18 protein-coding genes and 1 other annotated feature are annotated in these 15,566 nt (G+C 52.7%); of the genes, 6 read left to right on the top strand and 12 right to left on the bottom strand.

Annotated elements, in window-relative coordinates:
• Positions 1 to 11: 11 nt before the first annotated feature.
• The 10 genes from bla to thrS form a co-directional block, all read right to left on the bottom strand.
• Positions 12 to 890 (bottom strand): class A beta-lactamase, encoded by an 879-nt coding sequence (bla, locus tag OGX81_RS15405; protein ID WP_110123529.1) that lies wholly within the window; start codon positions 888 to 890, stop codon positions 12 to 14.
• 29 nt (positions 891 to 919) lie between these two features.
• The gene (btuC, locus tag OGX81_RS15410) at positions 920 to 1,900 is read right to left on the bottom strand and encodes a vitamin B12 ABC transporter permease BtuC (protein WP_024130383.1); all 981 of its coding nucleotides are present in this window, start codon (positions 1,898 to 1,900) and stop codon (positions 920 to 922) included.
• Positions 1,901 to 2,000: 100 nt separating this feature from the next.
• Positions 2,001 to 2,300, bottom strand: coding sequence for an integration host factor subunit alpha (ihfA, locus tag OGX81_RS15415; protein ID WP_001229266.1), 300 nt, complete (start codon positions 2,298 to 2,300; stop codon positions 2,001 to 2,003).
• 4 nt (positions 2,301 to 2,304) lie between these two features.
• Entirely contained in the window at positions 2,305 to 4,692 is a 2,388-nt protein-coding gene (gene pheT, locus OGX81_RS15420; RefSeq protein WP_104868726.1) for a phenylalanine--tRNA ligase subunit beta, read from the bottom strand.
• Between the two features lie 15 nt (positions 4,693 to 4,707).
• Positions 4,708 to 5,691 carry a phenylalanine--tRNA ligase subunit alpha gene (pheS, locus tag OGX81_RS15425; RefSeq protein WP_024130384.1) on the bottom strand — a complete coding sequence of 328 codons (984 nt, stop codon included), beginning with the start codon at positions 5,689 to 5,691 and terminating at the stop codon, positions 4,708 to 4,710.
• Between the two features lie 62 nt (positions 5,692 to 5,753).
• Positions 5,754 to 5,877, bottom strand: a sequence feature (Phe leader region).
• Positions 5,828 to 5,872, bottom strand: a complete 45-nt coding sequence (pheM, locus tag OGX81_RS15430) for a pheST operon leader peptide PheM (RefSeq protein WP_001386830.1) — start codon at positions 5,870 to 5,872, stop codon at positions 5,828 to 5,830. (Overlaps the previous feature by 45 nt.)
• Positions 5,878 to 5,996: 119 nt before the next feature.
• Complete coding sequence (rplT, locus tag OGX81_RS15435; RefSeq protein ID WP_000124850.1) at positions 5,997 to 6,353, bottom strand: 50S ribosomal protein L20; 357 nt, start codon at positions 6,351 to 6,353, stop codon at positions 5,997 to 5,999.
• 118 nt (positions 6,354 to 6,471) lie between these two features.
• A complete protein-coding gene (gene rpmI / locus OGX81_RS15440; protein WP_001124225.1) occupies positions 6,472 to 6,669 on the bottom strand; it encodes a 50S ribosomal protein L35 in 198 nt (65 codons plus the stop codon).
• Between the two features lie 96 nt (positions 6,670 to 6,765).
• The gene (gene infC, locus OGX81_RS15445) at positions 6,766 to 7,308 is read right to left on the bottom strand and encodes a translation initiation factor IF-3 (RefSeq protein ID WP_047457361.1); all 543 of its coding nucleotides are present in this window, start codon (positions 7,306 to 7,308) and stop codon (positions 6,766 to 6,768) included.
• Positions 7,309 to 7,311: 3 nt separating this feature from the next.
• Entirely contained in the window at positions 7,312 to 9,240 is a 1,929-nt protein-coding gene (gene thrS / locus OGX81_RS15450) for a threonine--tRNA ligase (RefSeq protein WP_104868727.1), read from the bottom strand.
• 304 nt (positions 9,241 to 9,544) lie between these two features.
• Here thrS and yniD point away from each other — a divergent pair, with 304 nt between their 5' ends.
• A complete protein-coding gene (gene yniD, locus OGX81_RS15455) occupies positions 9,545 to 9,652 on the top strand; it encodes a small membrane protein YniD (RefSeq protein WP_096753848.1) in 108 nt (35 codons plus the stop codon).
• 189 nt (positions 9,653 to 9,841) lie between these two features.
• Here yniD and OGX81_RS15460 read toward each other — a convergent pair whose 3' ends face one another.
• Entirely contained in the window at positions 9,842 to 10,600 is a 759-nt protein-coding gene (locus OGX81_RS15460; RefSeq protein ID WP_012132613.1) for a DUF481 domain-containing protein, read from the bottom strand.
• Positions 10,601 to 10,887: 287 nt separating this feature from the next.
• Here OGX81_RS15460 and pfkB point away from each other — a divergent pair, with 287 nt between their 5' ends.
• The 3 genes from pfkB (at position 10,888) to OGX81_RS15475 (ending at position 13,181) form a co-directional block, all read left to right on the top strand.
• Entirely contained in the window at positions 10,888 to 11,817 is a 930-nt protein-coding gene (pfkB, locus tag OGX81_RS15465) for a 6-phosphofructokinase II (protein WP_104868728.1), read from the top strand.
• A gap of 105 nt (positions 11,818 to 11,922) precedes the next feature.
• Positions 11,923 to 12,210, top strand: a complete 288-nt coding sequence (locus OGX81_RS15470) for a type V toxin-antitoxin system endoribonuclease antitoxin GhoS (RefSeq protein WP_012132615.1) — start codon at positions 11,923 to 11,925, stop codon at positions 12,208 to 12,210.
• A gap of 110 nt (positions 12,211 to 12,320) precedes the next feature.
• Positions 12,321 to 13,181: a fructosamine kinase family protein gene (locus OGX81_RS15475; protein WP_024130386.1), complete on the top strand. Its 861-nt coding sequence runs from the start codon at positions 12,321 to 12,323 to the stop codon at positions 13,179 to 13,181.
• A gap of 79 nt (positions 13,182 to 13,260) precedes the next feature.
• Here the strand turns inward: OGX81_RS15475 and OGX81_RS15480 are convergent, their stop codons facing one another.
• Complete coding sequence (locus OGX81_RS15480; RefSeq protein WP_012132617.1) at positions 13,261 to 13,797, bottom strand: YniB family protein; 537 nt, start codon at positions 13,795 to 13,797, stop codon at positions 13,261 to 13,263.
• 148 nt (positions 13,798 to 13,945) lie between these two features.
• On the opposite strand from OGX81_RS15480, the gene hxpB reads away from it, so the two are divergent.
• A complete protein-coding gene (gene hxpB / locus OGX81_RS15485; protein ID WP_104868729.1) occupies positions 13,946 to 14,614 on the top strand; it encodes a hexitol phosphatase HxpB in 669 nt (222 codons plus the stop codon).
• A gap of 147 nt (positions 14,615 to 14,761) precedes the next feature.
• The gene (gene kduD / locus OGX81_RS15490; protein WP_104868730.1) at positions 14,762 to 15,523 is read left to right on the top strand and encodes a 2-dehydro-3-deoxy-D-gluconate 5-dehydrogenase KduD; all 762 of its coding nucleotides are present in this window, start codon (positions 14,762 to 14,764) and stop codon (positions 15,521 to 15,523) included.
• The last annotated feature ends 43 nt before the right edge of the window (positions 15,524 to 15,566 follow it).

Here is a 15,566-nt window from a genome sequence, read left to right on the forward strand (position 1 = left end):
AATATCAGCTTTTAATCATAGACTGCGAGTGTTGAAAACAGCGACTCCCCGATGCGGACAATCGCGGCGTCACGCTGCGCCATTGTCGCCGGAGTTTGTGTAATATAGATAACCACGAGCAGAGGTTTTTGTGATGTCGGCCAGACAACGCTAACAATAGAACGCGAGCCATTGTCGCCCGCCCCGGTTTTATCCGCGATTTTCCAGCCGTCCGGCAAGACCGAACGCAGCAGACCGTCAGCCACTTTGTCGTCCCGCATCCATTGCATAAGCTGCTCTCTTGAGGATGGCTGCAACACGTTCCCCAGCAGTAGCGTATTGAGCGTCTGCGCTATCGCGACAGGCGTCGTGGAGTCGCGTTCATCGCCGGGAATGGCGCTGTTCAGTTCAGGCTCATAGCGATCGAGGCGGGTTATTGTATCCCCCGAATCACGCAAAAACTGCGTGACGGCCTGCGGCCCGTTGAGCTTCCTGGCGATGAGATTGGCGGCCGTGTTATCGCTGTAGCTTACCGCCGCGCTGCACAATTGCGCCCAGCTCATGGCGTCTGGCGCCACATGTTTTTCAGTAATCGGCGAATACTCCACCAGTTGTGAGGGTTCAAACTGCGTTGAAGCAGAAAGCGCCAGCGCCTTCCTGTCGACTTCGCGTAATAACGCTGCGCATAACAGCGGCTTGTGCGTACTGTTTAACGGGAACCGTTCTTCTCCCCGATAATGGGTGATACTGTTGGTCGCCGTATCAAGTACCGCAATGCCAATCCGGGCATGAAGACGCTGTTCTTCCTGCGTCGCGATAGCCGACACGTATTGCGCCGTCAGCGGTGCGGCCATCGCAGAACCGCTGAGTGCCGCCAGCACACACAGACCCCATTTCATCCGTTGCCACATACTAATGACTTCCTCGTTTCTCATTTTGGCTAGCGCCTGGATTTTAATAATAGCCAGATGAAGACCGGCGCCCCCATCGTCGCCGTCACTACGCCGATAGGCAGTTCCGCCGACGCCAGCGCCAGACGGGCGATGACATCCGCCAGCAGCAGAGCTATCGCCCCCGCCAGCGCACAGCCCGGCAGCAAAGCGCGATGATCGCTCAGACCGCAAAGCCGTAAGATATGTGGGATCACCAGGCCGATAAACCCAATCGAACCCGCGAGCGCAACGCTAACGCCGACCATCCAGCCCGTAGCGACCACCAGCAAATTGCGCCAGAACCACAGCGGCAGCCCCAGCTGACGCGCGGACGTTTCGCCCAGCGCCAGAATATTCATCGGCTGCGACTGGCAGCAAATCCAGAGTGAAACCGGGATCAGGGCAATCATCAGCCAGGCCTGCTGCCAGTCCACCCCGCCGAATCCGCCCATCATCCAGTACATCAACTGGCGCAGGTCGAAGGAGGTTGAAAAATAGATGGCCCACGTCATCATCGCGCTGCAAATAATGCCAAGCGCAACGCCCGCCAGCAGCAGGCGGCTGGTTGATAAATGTCGACGGGCAAATCGCAGGAGAATAAGTGTGATGATAAGCGCGCCAGCAATGGCGCAGAACCCCAGCGCCCAGCCGGGTAACTGACCTTGCCCCAGTAGCACCGCGGCAATAAGGCCCACGCCAGCGCCGTTGGAGACGCCAAGCAACCCGGGCTCGGCAAGCGGGTTTTCAAATAACGCCTGCATTACCGCGCCTGACAGCGCCAGCGCGGCGCCTACCAGCAAAACAGCAAGCGTGCGAGGGAGTCGTATCTGCCAGACAAACAGTTCACCACGGGCGCTGAACCAGTCACCAGGGGCTATCCACTGATCTCCGGCGCACAGGCTTAATACCACTGCCAGCAGCATAAGCACCGACAGACTGGATAACCAGCGCACATTACGGCGCTGTTGTTGGCAGGCAAAAGTCAGCATGTTTTCCATTCAGCTGAAAAGGGATGATGTTGATTTTACGGTGCGTAACCATCACAGGAAAGAAAAAAGGCCGCAAAGCGGCCTTTTTAGTTAGATCAGATTACTCTTCTTTGGGCGAAGCGTTTTCAACCCGGCTTTTCAACTTCTGTCCGGGTCTGAAGGTCACCACGCGCCGTGCTGTAATGGGAATATCTTCGCCCGTTTTCGGGTTACGTCCCGGACGTTGATTCTTATCACGCAGATCGAAGTTACCAAAACCAGAGAGTTTCACCTGCTCACCGTTTTCCAGAGCACGACGAATCTCCTCGAAAAACAGCTCGACCAGTTCTTTGGCATCCCGCTTGCTAAGCCCAAGCTTATCAAACAGATATTCTGACATTTCAGCTTTTGTAAGCGCCATAGGTTCAATCCCTCAATGATGCCTGGAATCGCTCTTTTAATGCCTCTACACATTTGGCGACGGTAGCGGCAATCTCCTCTTCTTCGAGTGTACGGCTGGTATCCTGAAGGATCAGGCTGATAGCGAGGCTCTTATAACCCTCCGCAACACCCTTACCGCGGTACACGTCAAATAAGTTTACGCCAACTACCTGATTTACGCCAACTTTCTTACACTCGGATAAAATATCCGCTGCGGGAACGTTTTCTGCGACCACCACCGCGATGTCGCGACGGTTAGCCGGGAAGCGCGAAATCTCGCGCGCCTGAGGCACCACGCGGTCTGCGAGCTTATTCCACTCCAGTTCAAACACCAGAGTGCGACCGTTCAGATCCAGTTTACGTTCCAGCTCAGGATGAACAACCCCAATAAAACCAATGCGTTCACCTTTCAGATAAATCGCCGCGGACTGCCCAGGATGCAGCGCCGGATTCGCTTCCGCCCTGAACTGAATGTCGGCCAGTTTGCCGGTGAGATCCAGCACCGCTTCCAGATCGCCTTTCAGATCATAGAAATCAACGGTCTCTTTCGCCAGATTCCAGTGCTCGTCATAACGGTTGCCGCAAATCACCCCTGCCAGCATCAAATCCTGACGAATGCCCAGATTTGCCTGGGTATCCGGCACGAAACGCAGACCGGTTTCAAAGATACGCACGCGGTTCTGCTGACGGTTCTGGTTATAGACCACCGTTGACAGCAGGCCGGTCCACAGAGAGAGACGCATCGCCGACATCTCAATGGAGATCGGGCTTGGCAGCAACAGCGCTTCTTCGCCCGGATGCAGCAGTTGCTGAACCTTCGGATCGACAAAGCTATAGGTGATCACTTCCTGGTAGCCTTTGTCATTGAGCATGGTTTTCACACGCTTCAGCGACAAGTTGGCTTCACGGTGAGTCCCCATGATTAAACCCGCCTGAATCGGCTCATCAGGAATGTTGTTGTAGCCATACACGCGGGCCACTTCTTCGACCAGATCTTCTTCAATCTCCATGTCGAAACGCCAGCTCGGCGCGACCGCTTTCCACTCGTCCTGACCTTCAGTCACTTCGCAGCCCAGACGACGCAGAATATCGCTCACCTGCTCATCGGCAATGTGATGCCCGATCAGACGATCCAGCTTGCTACGACGAAGCGTAATGGTCGCGCGTTTCGGCAGCGTGGCGTCATTCGTGACGTCGATAACCGGACCGGCTTCGCCGCCGCAAATGTCGATCAACAGGCGGGTGGCGCGCTCCATTGCTTTGTACTGCAACGCCGGGTCCACACCACGCTCATAGCGGTGGGAAGCATCCGTATGCAGACCGTGACGACGCGCACGACCGGTAATAGACAGCGGGCTAAAGAACGCGCATTCCAGCAGCACGTTTTGCGTTTCCTCATTCACGCCGGAATGCTCGCCGCCAAAGATACCGCCCATCGCCAGCGCTTTGTGGTGATCCGCGATCACCAGCGTATCGGTGCTCAGCTTCGCTTCTGTGCCGTCCAGCAGCACCAGGGTTTCGCCCTCTTTGGCCATACGCACGACAATACCGCCTTCAATACGGTCTTTGTCAAAGGCATGCATCGGCTGACCCAGTTCAAGCAGTACGTAGTTAGTGACGTCAACGACAGCGTCAATGGAACGAATGCCGCAGCGACGCAGCTTCTCTTTCATCCACAGCGGCGTAGGCGCTTTAACATTAATGCCTTTCACCACGCGACCCAGGTAGCGCGGGCAGGCATCCGGTGCTTCAACCGCGATCGGCAGCGTGTCATTGATGGTGGCTGCAACAGGTGCGATCTCCGGCTCAACCAGCGCGATTTTGTTCAGGACAGCGACATCACGCGCCACACCGATGATCCCTAAGCAGTCGGCGCGGTTCGGCGTCACGCTGATTTCAATGGTGTTATCGTCAAGCTTCAGGTATTCGCGGATATCGGTTCCGATCGGCGCATCCGCCGGCAATTCGATGATGCCGCTATGGTCGTCGGAAATCCCCAGTTCGGAGAAGGAGCACAGCATCCCTTCCGACGGTTCGCCGCGCAGTTTAGCGGCTTTGATTTTGAAATCGCCCGGCAGAACCGCGCCGATAGTTGCAACGGCTACTTTCAGCCCCTGACGGCAGTTAGGCGCGCCACAGACGATATCCAGCAGGCGTTCGCCGCCCACGTTCACTTTCGTAACGCGCAGTTTATCTGCGTTCGGGTGCTGGCCGCACTCTACCACTTCACCCACAACCACGCCGTTGAACTCACCGGCGACGGCGTCAACGCCATCCACTTCCAGACCCGCCATCGTAATCTGATCCGACAACGCATCGCTGTCGATTGCCGGGTTCACCCATTCGCGTAACCACAGTTCACTGAATTTCATTGTTTTACCCTGCCTTTATTTAAACTGTTTGAGGAAACGCAGATCGTTTTCGAAGAATGAGCGCAGATCGGTCACGCCATAACGCAGCATGGTCAGACGCTCCATCCCCATACCAAACGCGAAGCCAGAGTAGATTTCCGGGTCGATGCCCACGTTGCGTAGAACGTTCGGATGCACCATCCCGCAACCCAGCACTTCCAGCCATTTGCCGTTTTTGCCCATTACATCCACTTCTGCGGACGGTTCCGTGAACGGGAAGTAAGAAGGACGGAAACGGATTTGCAGGTCTTCTTCAAAGAAGTTACGCAGGAAGTCGTGCAGCGTGCCTTTCAGGTTGGTGAAGCTGATGTTGGTGTCAACAATCAGCCCTTCCATCTGATGGAACATCGGGGTGTGCGTTTGATCGTAGTCGTTACGGTACACTCGGCCCGGCGCAATAATACGGATCGGCGGCTGCTGTTCTTTCATGGTACGAATCTGCACGCCGGAGGTCTGCGTACGTAGCAGGCGGGTGGCATCAAACCAGAAAGTGTCGTGGTCAGCGCGGGCCGGATGATGGCCTGGAATGTTCAGCGCATCGAAGTTATGGTAATCGTCTTCGATCTCCGGGCCAGTCGCCACGGTAAAACCAAGCTCACCGAAGAAACTTTCAATACGATCAATGGTACGTGTTACCGGATGCAGACCACCGTTCTCAATACGACGCCCAGGCAGAGAAACGTCGATGGTTTCCGCCGCCAGACGTGCATTCAGCGCCGCGTTTTCTAAATCCGCTTTACGCGCGTTCAGCGCTTGTTGTACCTGCTCTTTTGCTTCATTGATAACCGCGCCGGCTGCCGGACGCTCTTCTGGCGGCAATTCACGCAGGGTCGTCATCTGAAGGGTTAAATGCCCTTTCTTGCCCAAATATTCGACGCGTACATTGTCTAACGCGGCAACATCTGACGCCTGGTTAATGGCTGCCTTCGCACTGGCAACCAGCTCTGCGAGATGTGACATGGTTTTCCTCATTGTGTCGGTGAAGACACCGGTTCGTTGGACTTAATCTCTCGATTTCAGGTACAAAAAAAGCCTCCATCAGGAGGCTTTTTCGCGCTGTTTTTCGTTTCTTCTTTCACGCGCTAGCCTCCTGGAGTCAGGTGCTAAAGTAAAAAAAGAAGCGGAAAATAGCAGCATTCATGCTTGCGTTACCTTGTGTGGTAAAACCGGACAACCTTTATTGAAAAGGGTTACGGATAAATTGTCAACTGATTGATTGCACTACAAATAAAAGAGAGGGAGCCAGGCTCCCTCTTTTCACTGGCTTATGCCAGAGCTGCTTTCGCTTTTTCAACCAGAGCGGTGAACGCTACTTTGTCGAATACTGCGATGTCAGCCAGGATCTTACGGTCGATTTCAACAGAGGCTTTTTTCAGGCCGTTGATGAATTTGCTGTAAGAAATACCGTTCTGACGTGCTGCTGCGTTGATACGCGCAATCCACAGTTGACGGAACTGACGCTTACGTTGACGACGGTCACGGTAAGCATACTGACCAGCTTTGATAACTGCCTGGAAGGCAACGCGGTATACGCGAGAACGCGCACCGTAGTAGCCTTTGGCTTGTTTCAAAATTTTCTTGTGACGTGCGCGTGCAATTACACCACGTTTTACGCGAGCCATAGTGCTCTCCTGTATCTATTCTGATTCGCCCTTCATCTTTCACATTTTCGCGGCGTTAACCGCCTTGCGACATGCGAAATCTATCGGGCATAAAAAAGTTAAAAAAAACGTTAACGGCTTATGCGTACGGCAGGCACGCGATTACCAGACCCAGATCGCCTTTGGAAACCATGGCTTTCGGGCGCAGGTGACGTTTACGCTTGGTCGCTTTTTTGGTCAGAATATGACGCAGGTTAGCGTGCTTGTGCTTAAAACCACCTTTACCGGTTTTTTTGAAGCGCTTAGCAGCACCGCGTACGGTCTTAATTTTTGGCATTTTAATAACTTCCACTTCGCATTGTTAATAAACGAAACCCAGGCGAACAAAATCTGTGAAGCCCGAAGGCTCCACAGGAATTGCTACTTGAAGGCCTTACTGTTTCTTCTTAGGAGCGAGCACCATAATCATCTGACGGCCTTCGATCTTCGTAGGGAAGGATTCGACAACTGCCAGTTCAGCCAGATCTTCTTTCACGCGATTAAGCACTTCCATACCGATCTGTTGGTGGGCCATCTCACGACCGCGGAAACGCAGCGTGATCTTGGCCTTATCGCCCTCTTCGAGAAAGCGAATCAGGCTGCGGAGTTTTACCTGATAGTCGCCTTCATCTGTACCAGGACGGAATTTAATTTCCTTAACCTGGATAACTTTTTGCTTTTTCTTCTGTTCCTTAGAAGACTTACTCTTTTCATAGAGGAATTTGCCGTAATCCATTATACGACAAACCGGCGGCTCGGCGTTAGGGCTGATTTCGACTAAGTCTACTCCAGCTTCTTCAGCTTTTTCCAGAGCTTCTCTCAGACTCACAATACCAAGCTGCTCGCCTTCCAGACCTGTTAAGCGAACTTCCTGGGCGCGAATTTCGCCATTGATACGGTTAGGACGCGCCGTTTGAACTCGTTTTCCGCCTTTAATACTTTATTCCTCCAGTTGGTGAAGACTGCGGCTGCGAATCTCTTGTTGCAGCTTCTCGATAACTTCATTTACGTCCAGGCTGCCCAAGTCTTTGCCACGACGGGTACGCACGGCTACTTTGCCTGCTTCTACCTCTTTGTCGCCACAGACCAACATGTAAGGGACACGACGTAAAGTGTGCTCGCGGATTTTAAAGCCTATCTTCTCATTTCTCAAGTCTGCTTTTACACGAATGCCCGCATTTTGTAGTTTCTGCGTCAATTCGTTAACGTATTCAGACTGAGTATCCGTAATGTTCATCACCACTACCTGAACCGGCGCAAGCCAGGTCGGGAAGAAGCCTGCGAACTCTTCAGTCAGGATACCGATGAAACGTTCCATTGACCCAAGAATCGCGCGGTGAATCATCACCGGCACCTGACGCTCGTTGTTTTCGCCAACATAAGAGGCGTTCAGACGAGACGGCAGAGAGAAGTCCAGCTGTACCGTACCGCACTGCCATGCACGATCGAGGCAGTCATACAGGGTAAATTCAATTTTCGGACCGTAGAATGCGCCCTCACCCAGTTGATACTCAAACGGGATGTTGTTTTCTTCCAGCGCAACGGCCAGATCCGCCTCAGCACGATCCCACATTTCATCGCTACCGATACGTTTTTCGGGGCGAGTGGAAAGTTTGACGACGATTTTCTCGAAGCCAAAGGTGCTGTACATATCGTAGACCATACGAATACAGGCGTTCACTTCATCGCGAATCTGTTCTTCAGTACAGAAGATATGCGCATCATCCTGGGTGAAGCCACGTACGCGCATCAGGCCATGCAAGGCGCCTGACGGTTCGTTACGGTGGCAGCTACCGAATTCCGCCATACGCAGCGGCAGATCGCGGTAGGACTTCAGACCCTGGTTGAAGATCTGCACGTGGCCCGGGCAGTTCATCGGCTTGATGCAGTATTCACGGTTCTCTGAAGAGGTAGTGAACATCGCATCTTTGTAGTTTTCCCAGTGCCCGGTTTTTTCCCACAGCACACGGTCCATCATGAACGGACCTTTAACTTCCTGATACTGATATTCTTTGAGCTTAGAACGCACAAAGACTTCCAGTTCACGGAAGATAGTCCAGCCGTCGTTATGCCAGAACACCATACCCGGCGCTTCTTCCTGCATATGATACAGGTCAAGCTGCTTACCGATTTTACGGTGGTCGCGCTTGGCGGCTTCTTCAAGGCGTTGCAGATAGGCGTTCAGGGATTTTTTATCCGCCCACGCCGTACCATAAATACGTTGCAGCATCTTGTTGTCGCTGTCGCCACGCCAGTATGCCCCTGCGGTTTTCATCAGTTTGAAGTGATGGCAGAAACGCATGTTCGGCACGTGCGGGCCACGGCACATATCGACATATTCTTCATGATGATACAAGCCCGGCTTGTCATCATGCGCAATATTCTCATCAAGAATAGAAACCTTATAGGTTTCGCCACGCTTCACGAAGGTTTCACGCGCTTCGTGCCAGCTCACTTTCTTCTTAATGACGTCGTAGTTTTTCTCAGCAAGCTCGTGCATCCGTTTTTCGAGCGCGTCGACATCTTCCTGGGTTAACGTACGGTCGAGATCAATATCATAGTAAAAACCGTTATCGACAACCGGACCGATAGCCATTTTGGTGTTCGGCCAAAGTTGTTTAATCGCGTGCCCTAACAGGTGCGCGCAGGAGTGACGAATGATCTCCAGACCTTCTTCATCTTTCGCGGTGATGATTGCCAGCTGAGCGTCGTTTTCAATGAGATCGGACGCGTCAACCAGTTCGCCATTAACGCGACCTGCGATACAGGCTTTCGCCAGTCCTGGACCAATGTCCAGCGCAACATCCATGGGGCTTACAGCGTGGTCGTAATGGCGTTGGCTGCCATCAGGAAGAGTAATAACAGGCATGTTATATCCTTATTTGCAGTGGTGACCCACACGAAAGATCACATACAAAGTTTCAATATTTAAAATTATCAAAAAGTTATGGGCTGATTCCCGCTTCACTCTGCGAAATATGTCACGGCCCGCCTGAATGGCAAGACTGGACCTACACCCGTTTTTTGATAACACCGTTTGACAGTGTACACGGCATTGACTGCCGATCAAAGCCGCAATCACGCCGAACTGTATGATGTAAATCAATTCCCTGACGCGCCATCGCTTTTGTTACACTGGGAGCATCAGTCCGATTTTGACAGGAAGAGAGAAAATGCCAACAAACCGCTTTGCCAAAAAACACTGGAAGATGGTTGTCGTATTGCTCCTCATTTGCGGCGCAATGTTGCTGCTCCGCTGGGCGGCGATGATTTGGGGCTAATATCCGAAGCGTTCGCCGAAAGTTAATTCCTGCGAATGAATAGAAAGCATCAATAATATGCACGTTCAACGCGTTTTTATGAATGGCATTCGCCACGGAAAATATAAATATAATTTCACTTAGCGCGCAATCGCGATAAAAACGCTAATTTAAAAAGCCGGGTCGTGTTTAAAACAACCCGGCAGGCGATTACATCTTATACCCTAACGATACCGTCGTGCGGCGATCGGTATGTTCCGGCGCCGTTGCGGGCGGTTCGGAGTTCCAGGTCAGGTTATAAGCCACCTTTAAACCAAAATGCTCGTTGATCGCGACATTCAACGCCGTCTCTGAGTTGAGGGTGGTATCTTCAGCGCCGAAAACGGACACGCCCTGCGTAAATTTGGTGTTATCCGTCATCTGCCAGGCGTAGCTACCGGAAGCGTAGCCCAGCGGTTGGGTCTCGGTTTTGCCATCGGTATGTTCGTCATAGCGTACGCCAGGACCGAATTCAAAACGGAAGCTGTGCACCGGCCCGTTGAGGAACTGACGGCCATAACCGGCGGTCAGTGTGTCACGCTCACGATAACCGTTGTAACGGTCTGTCAGCCAGCTTGCCTGGCCAAACAGGTAATCGTAGTCGGTCATATTGAAACGGCTACGGCCACCTACCGCGTATTTCTCCGAAGAGCGCTCATCGTTGGAGGATGTATTGCTGGCATTCCCCCACAGCGACCAGGCGGTAGTTGCACCGTACCAGGTCATCGTGGTGTCAGCCGTTAAAGAAGAACTTTTCGTGTTGCCTGACTGAGCAAGGTAGCCCGCATTCAGGTTACCTTCGAAGGGTTTCTTCGCAGTGGCGGGATCATCCATGACAGTAAAAACGGAATCATCAGCAGCGGCATGCATTGACGCAAATACGCCCCCTGCCAACATTAATGCAGCGGGTACTGTCTTCAAAAGCTTCATCTATAAAGAGTCCGTACAACAAAAAAAGAGACCGTTACGGTCCCGGAAACTTTCATAAGGATCAATGACAAACGATCCAGGAAAGGTAACAAATTATAAAAAGGCTCGAATAACATAGCAATGAATTCTTATTTCATTTTTTGAATAAGAGAGTTCCCAAAGCAGATATTTATTTATATATCTTTCTCCCGGTAATTTTAAATAAATATCCAGTAAATCATATTGTTAATTACTTCCCTTTCCGGGCATTCAGTGCCAGACTGAAGTCAGCCTAACAGGAGGTAAAGATGGTACGTATCTATACGTTAACACTTGCGCCCTCTCTCGATAGCGCAACAATCACCCCACAACTCTATCCCGAAGGGAAACTTCGCTGTTCATCACCCGTTTTTGAACCCGGCGGCGGCGGAATCAACGTTGCCCGCGCGATTGCCCATCTTGGCGGAACCGCAACCGCGATTTTCCCCGCAGGCGGCGCGACCGGCGAACATTTGGTCGCACTTCTGGCCGATGAAAACGTCCCCGTCGTCACCATCGACGCCAAAGACTGGACGCGACAAAACCTGCATGTTCATGTGGAGTCCAGCGGGGAACAATATCGCTTTGTCATGCCCGGCGCGGCACTCGATGATGACGAATTTCGCCAGATTGAAGAACAGGTTCTGGAGATCGAATCCGGCGCCATTTTGGTTATCAGCGGGAGTCTGCCGCCCGGCGTCAAGCTGGAAAAACTGACGCAGCTTATTGCCGCCGCGCAGAAACAGGGCATCCGCTGCATTATTGATAGTTCGGGCGATGCGCTCAACGCGGCGTTATCTCTCGGCAATATTGAACTGGTCAAACCGAACCAAAAAGAGCTGAGCGCGCTGGTCAATCGCGAACTTACGCAGCCTGACGATGTGCGCAAAGCGGCGCAGGAAATCGTGAAGAGCGGCAAAGCGCGCCGCGTCGTTGTGTCTCTGGGGCCGCAGGGGGCGCTAGCGGTGGATAGCGAAAGCTGCGTCCAGGTTGTTCCCCCTCCCGTCAGAAGTCAAAGTACCGTCGGCGCGGGCGACAGCATGGTTGGCGCAATGACGCTAAAACTGGCGGAAAACGCCTCGCTGGAAGAGATGGTGCGTTTCGGCGTCTCGGCAGGCAGCGCGGCGACGTTGAATCAAGGAACACGTCTGTGTTCCCGGGACGATACGCAGAAAATCTACGCCTGGCTTTCTCAGTGATCGGCCATCCCCCTCCTTATTACGAGGGGGTTTCAGCGGCAAAGCTATCAGCATACGAATTAACCGACTATGCTAAAAAATCATGTGATTACAAAGAGGTGATTTATGGCCAGTGGTGATGTCATCCGCTATGTCATAACCGTGAAATTTCATGAAGACTCGCTGACAGAGATTAACGAGTTGAACAACCATCTGACGCGGTGCGGTTTTCTGCTCACCATGACCGACGAGCAAGGGCATGTACATGAACTGGGTACCAACACATTTGGTTTTATCAGCGCCCTGAGCGAAGATGAGATCGCCGCGCTTACTGCCGGGCTGGCGGAAAGCGCTTTAGATAAGAAACCAGAAATATCGGTCATGACATGGGAGGAGTGGACTAAAGACCGATAATATCAGTGCCATTGTGCAAAAACGCGTCTACGGTGTGCGTTAGCTCGTGTTTTTTCACCGCATTTATGCGCTAACCTTATGATCTGGCAGACAACATGGGGAGAGACATCATGTGGCAGGCTATCAGTCGTCTTTTAAGCGAGCAATTAGGTGAAGGCGAAATCGAACTGCGTAATGAACTGCCCGGCGGAGAGATCCATGCCGCATGGCATTTACGCTATGCGGGACGCGATTTTTTCGTCAAATGTGATGAAAGAGAGCTCCTTCCCGGCTTTACGGCGGAAGCTGACCAACTGGAGCTGCTTTCCCGCAGTAAAACCGTCACCGTCCCGAAAGTCTGGGCGCAGGGCTCAGACAGAGACTACAGTTTTCTGGTGATGGATTATCTCCCTCCCCGTCCTCTGGATGCCCACAACGCCTTTATCCTCGGTCAGCAACTTGCCCATTTACATGAATGGAGCGACCAGCCTCAGTTTGGCCTTGATTTTGATAACGCCCTGTCCACCACGCCTCAACCCAATGCCTGGCAACGACGCTGGTCAACATTTTTTGCCGAACAACGCATTGGCTGGCAGCTCGAACTGGCGGCAGAAAAAGGCATCGCATTTGGCAATATCGATGCGATCGTTGAGCATGTTCAGCAGCGTCTGGCCTCACACCAGCCGCAGCCTTCGCTGCTGCACGGCGATTTATGGTCAGGAAACTGCGCGCTTGGGCCTGATGGCCCCTACATTTTCGATCCCGCCTGTTACTGGGGCGACAGGGAGTGCGATCTGGCCATGCTGCCGCTGCATACCGACCAACCTCCGCAGATCTATGATGGCTACCAGTCTGTTTCTCCGCTACCGCTGGATTTTCTGGATCGCCAGCCGATCTATCAGCTCTATACCCTGCTCAATCGGGCGAGACTGTTTGGCGGGCAACACCTGGTGGTGGCGCAAAAAGCGATGGAAAGGTTGCTGGCGGCATAGCCATTTTGCCGGATGACAGCTTACAAATGCACTGAACCACAGGCCCGATAAGCGAAGCGCTATCGGGCATTTTTCATTGCTACACAAATCCAAGAAGCGAAAAGAAAACGTAGCCCAACACGATGATAATCACCGGCAGGATATAAAGCGGGAAAAACTGTAAGAAGATCGTGTGATGCGGAACCACGATGCGCGACTCAATTTGCTCGCGTGACAACCCCTCGCTGCCTTTCGCTTTTTCCAGAATAAGCTGATCTTCAACCCCTTCGCGTAGAAAACGCGCCTGGCGGCTCATCCTGGCGCCTGAGTCCTGCAATGCCAGGCCAACGAAAATCAACACAAAAATCACCCAGAAAACAATGTTCAGACTGTGTTGAAAATCCGGCGTCGGCGAGTTATACCAGAACAGGTTCAGGAACGCGGTATTCGCCCGCATCATATCAATCATAACGTGAGTAAAATCAAGCATCACCGCGTTAATCCCTTCCTGCTTTTCGCTGTGCTCATACATAAACTTCAGCAATGAAACCAGTGTGGAAATAAGCGCGGGGATAAAAATCACCCATCCCAGAATCCTTTTTAAGACAGCAATGCGTCCAGCTTGTTGATACGTCATGAGTTCCCCTTGATAAAGACGCGTCGTTTTGGCCTAAGTCTACCTGCTGATAACCAATTTCGCCTGTTCTTTAAAGGCGCTATGATACGTCATTAGCCATAATAAGCGCTTAATCCATTGTGTTCTTACCTCAAAAGGAGAGGTTGTAATGTCAACCCCGCGTCAGATTCTTGCTGCAATTTTCGATATGGATGGACTACTGATCGATTCCGAACCGCTTTGGGATCAAGCTGAACTGGAGGTCATGGCAAGTTTAGGCGTAGATATTACCCGCCGCCATGAACTCCCGGATACGCTGGGTTTACGCATCGATATGGTTGTTGACCTCTGGTACGCCCAACAACCGTGGAATGGGCCAGACCGTCAGGCGGTTACTGACCGAATCATTACCCGCGCCATCTCACTGGTTGAAGAAACTCGCCCGCTGCTCCCCGGCGTGCGCGAAGCGGTTGCGCTGTGCAAATCTCAGGGGTTAATGGTCGGTCTGGCCTCCGCTTCCCCCCTGCATATGCTGGAAAAGGTGCTGACCATGTTTGATCTGCGTGAAAGTTTCGATGCCCTGGCCTCTGCGGAAAAACTGCCTTACAGCAAGCCGCATCCGCAGGTATACCTCGATTGCGCGGCCAAACTGGGCGTTGACCCGTTAACCTGTGTTGCGCTGGAAGACTCCGTCAACGGCATGGTCGCCTCAAAAGCGGCGCGAATGAGCTCAATTGTTGTTCCGGCGGAAGAAGGCCAGCACGACCCGCGCTTCGCCCTTGCCAACGTCAAACTGACTTCGCTGGCTGAACTGACCGCAGCGCATCTGCGCGGTTAAATAGCGACGGGCGGTGGCGACATTGCCCGTTTTGCTACGCACATCTGCTTTATAAAACACTGTTTCATTTTTTATTGTATTCCTTCACCGCCTCTTCTATCCTTTTCTCAGGGCAAAAACTGATAAAAACCGATAGCCGAGGTGAACATGATTCTGGATGCGTTTAGTCTTGCAGGTAAAGTCGCGATAGTGACCGGATGCGATACCGGGCTTGGGCAGGGAATGACGCTGGCGCTGGCGGAAGCAGGCTGCGACATCGTCGGCGTTAATCGCAAAGTCCCCCACGATACGGCAGCAAAAGTGGAGGCGCTCGGACGCCGTTTTATGGCGATCCAGGCCGACCTGAGCCAGCAACGCGCTATCCCGGCTATTGTCGCGCAAACGGTCGAACAGTTTGACCGAATCGACATTCTGGTGAACAACGCCGGGACGATCCGCCGCGAAGACGCGCTGTCGTTTAGCGAGAAAGACTGGGACGATGTGATGAATTTGAATCTCAAATCCGTGTTCTTTCTCTCTCAGGCCGTCGCACGGCAATTCCTGAAGCAAGGTGATGGCGGGAAGATTATTAATATCGCCTCAATGCTTTCATTCCAGGGCGGCATTCGCGTGCCTTCTTATACCGCGTCGAAAAGCGGCGTATTGGGCATCACGCGGTTGCTGGCGAACGAATGGGCGGAGCACCACATCAACGTGAACGCCATCGCTCCCGGTTATATGGCGACGAACAATACGCAGCAGCTGCGGGATGACGCCGCACGCAGCAAAGAGATTGTTGACCGCATTCCGGCCGGACGCTGGGGCACACCTGCCGATCTGCAAGGCCCGGTTGTCTTTCTCGCTTCTTCGGCGTCTGATTACGTTCACGGCTATACCCTCGCCGTCGATGGCGGCTGGCTGGCGCGCTAATTCATGTCATTTGTGACATAGAGTTACAACGTCACCTCTTCCG

The organism is Citrobacter sp. CK206 (assembly GCF_030333125.1).
GTDB lineage: Bacteria > Pseudomonadota > Gammaproteobacteria > Enterobacterales > Enterobacteriaceae > Citrobacter_B > Citrobacter_B koseri.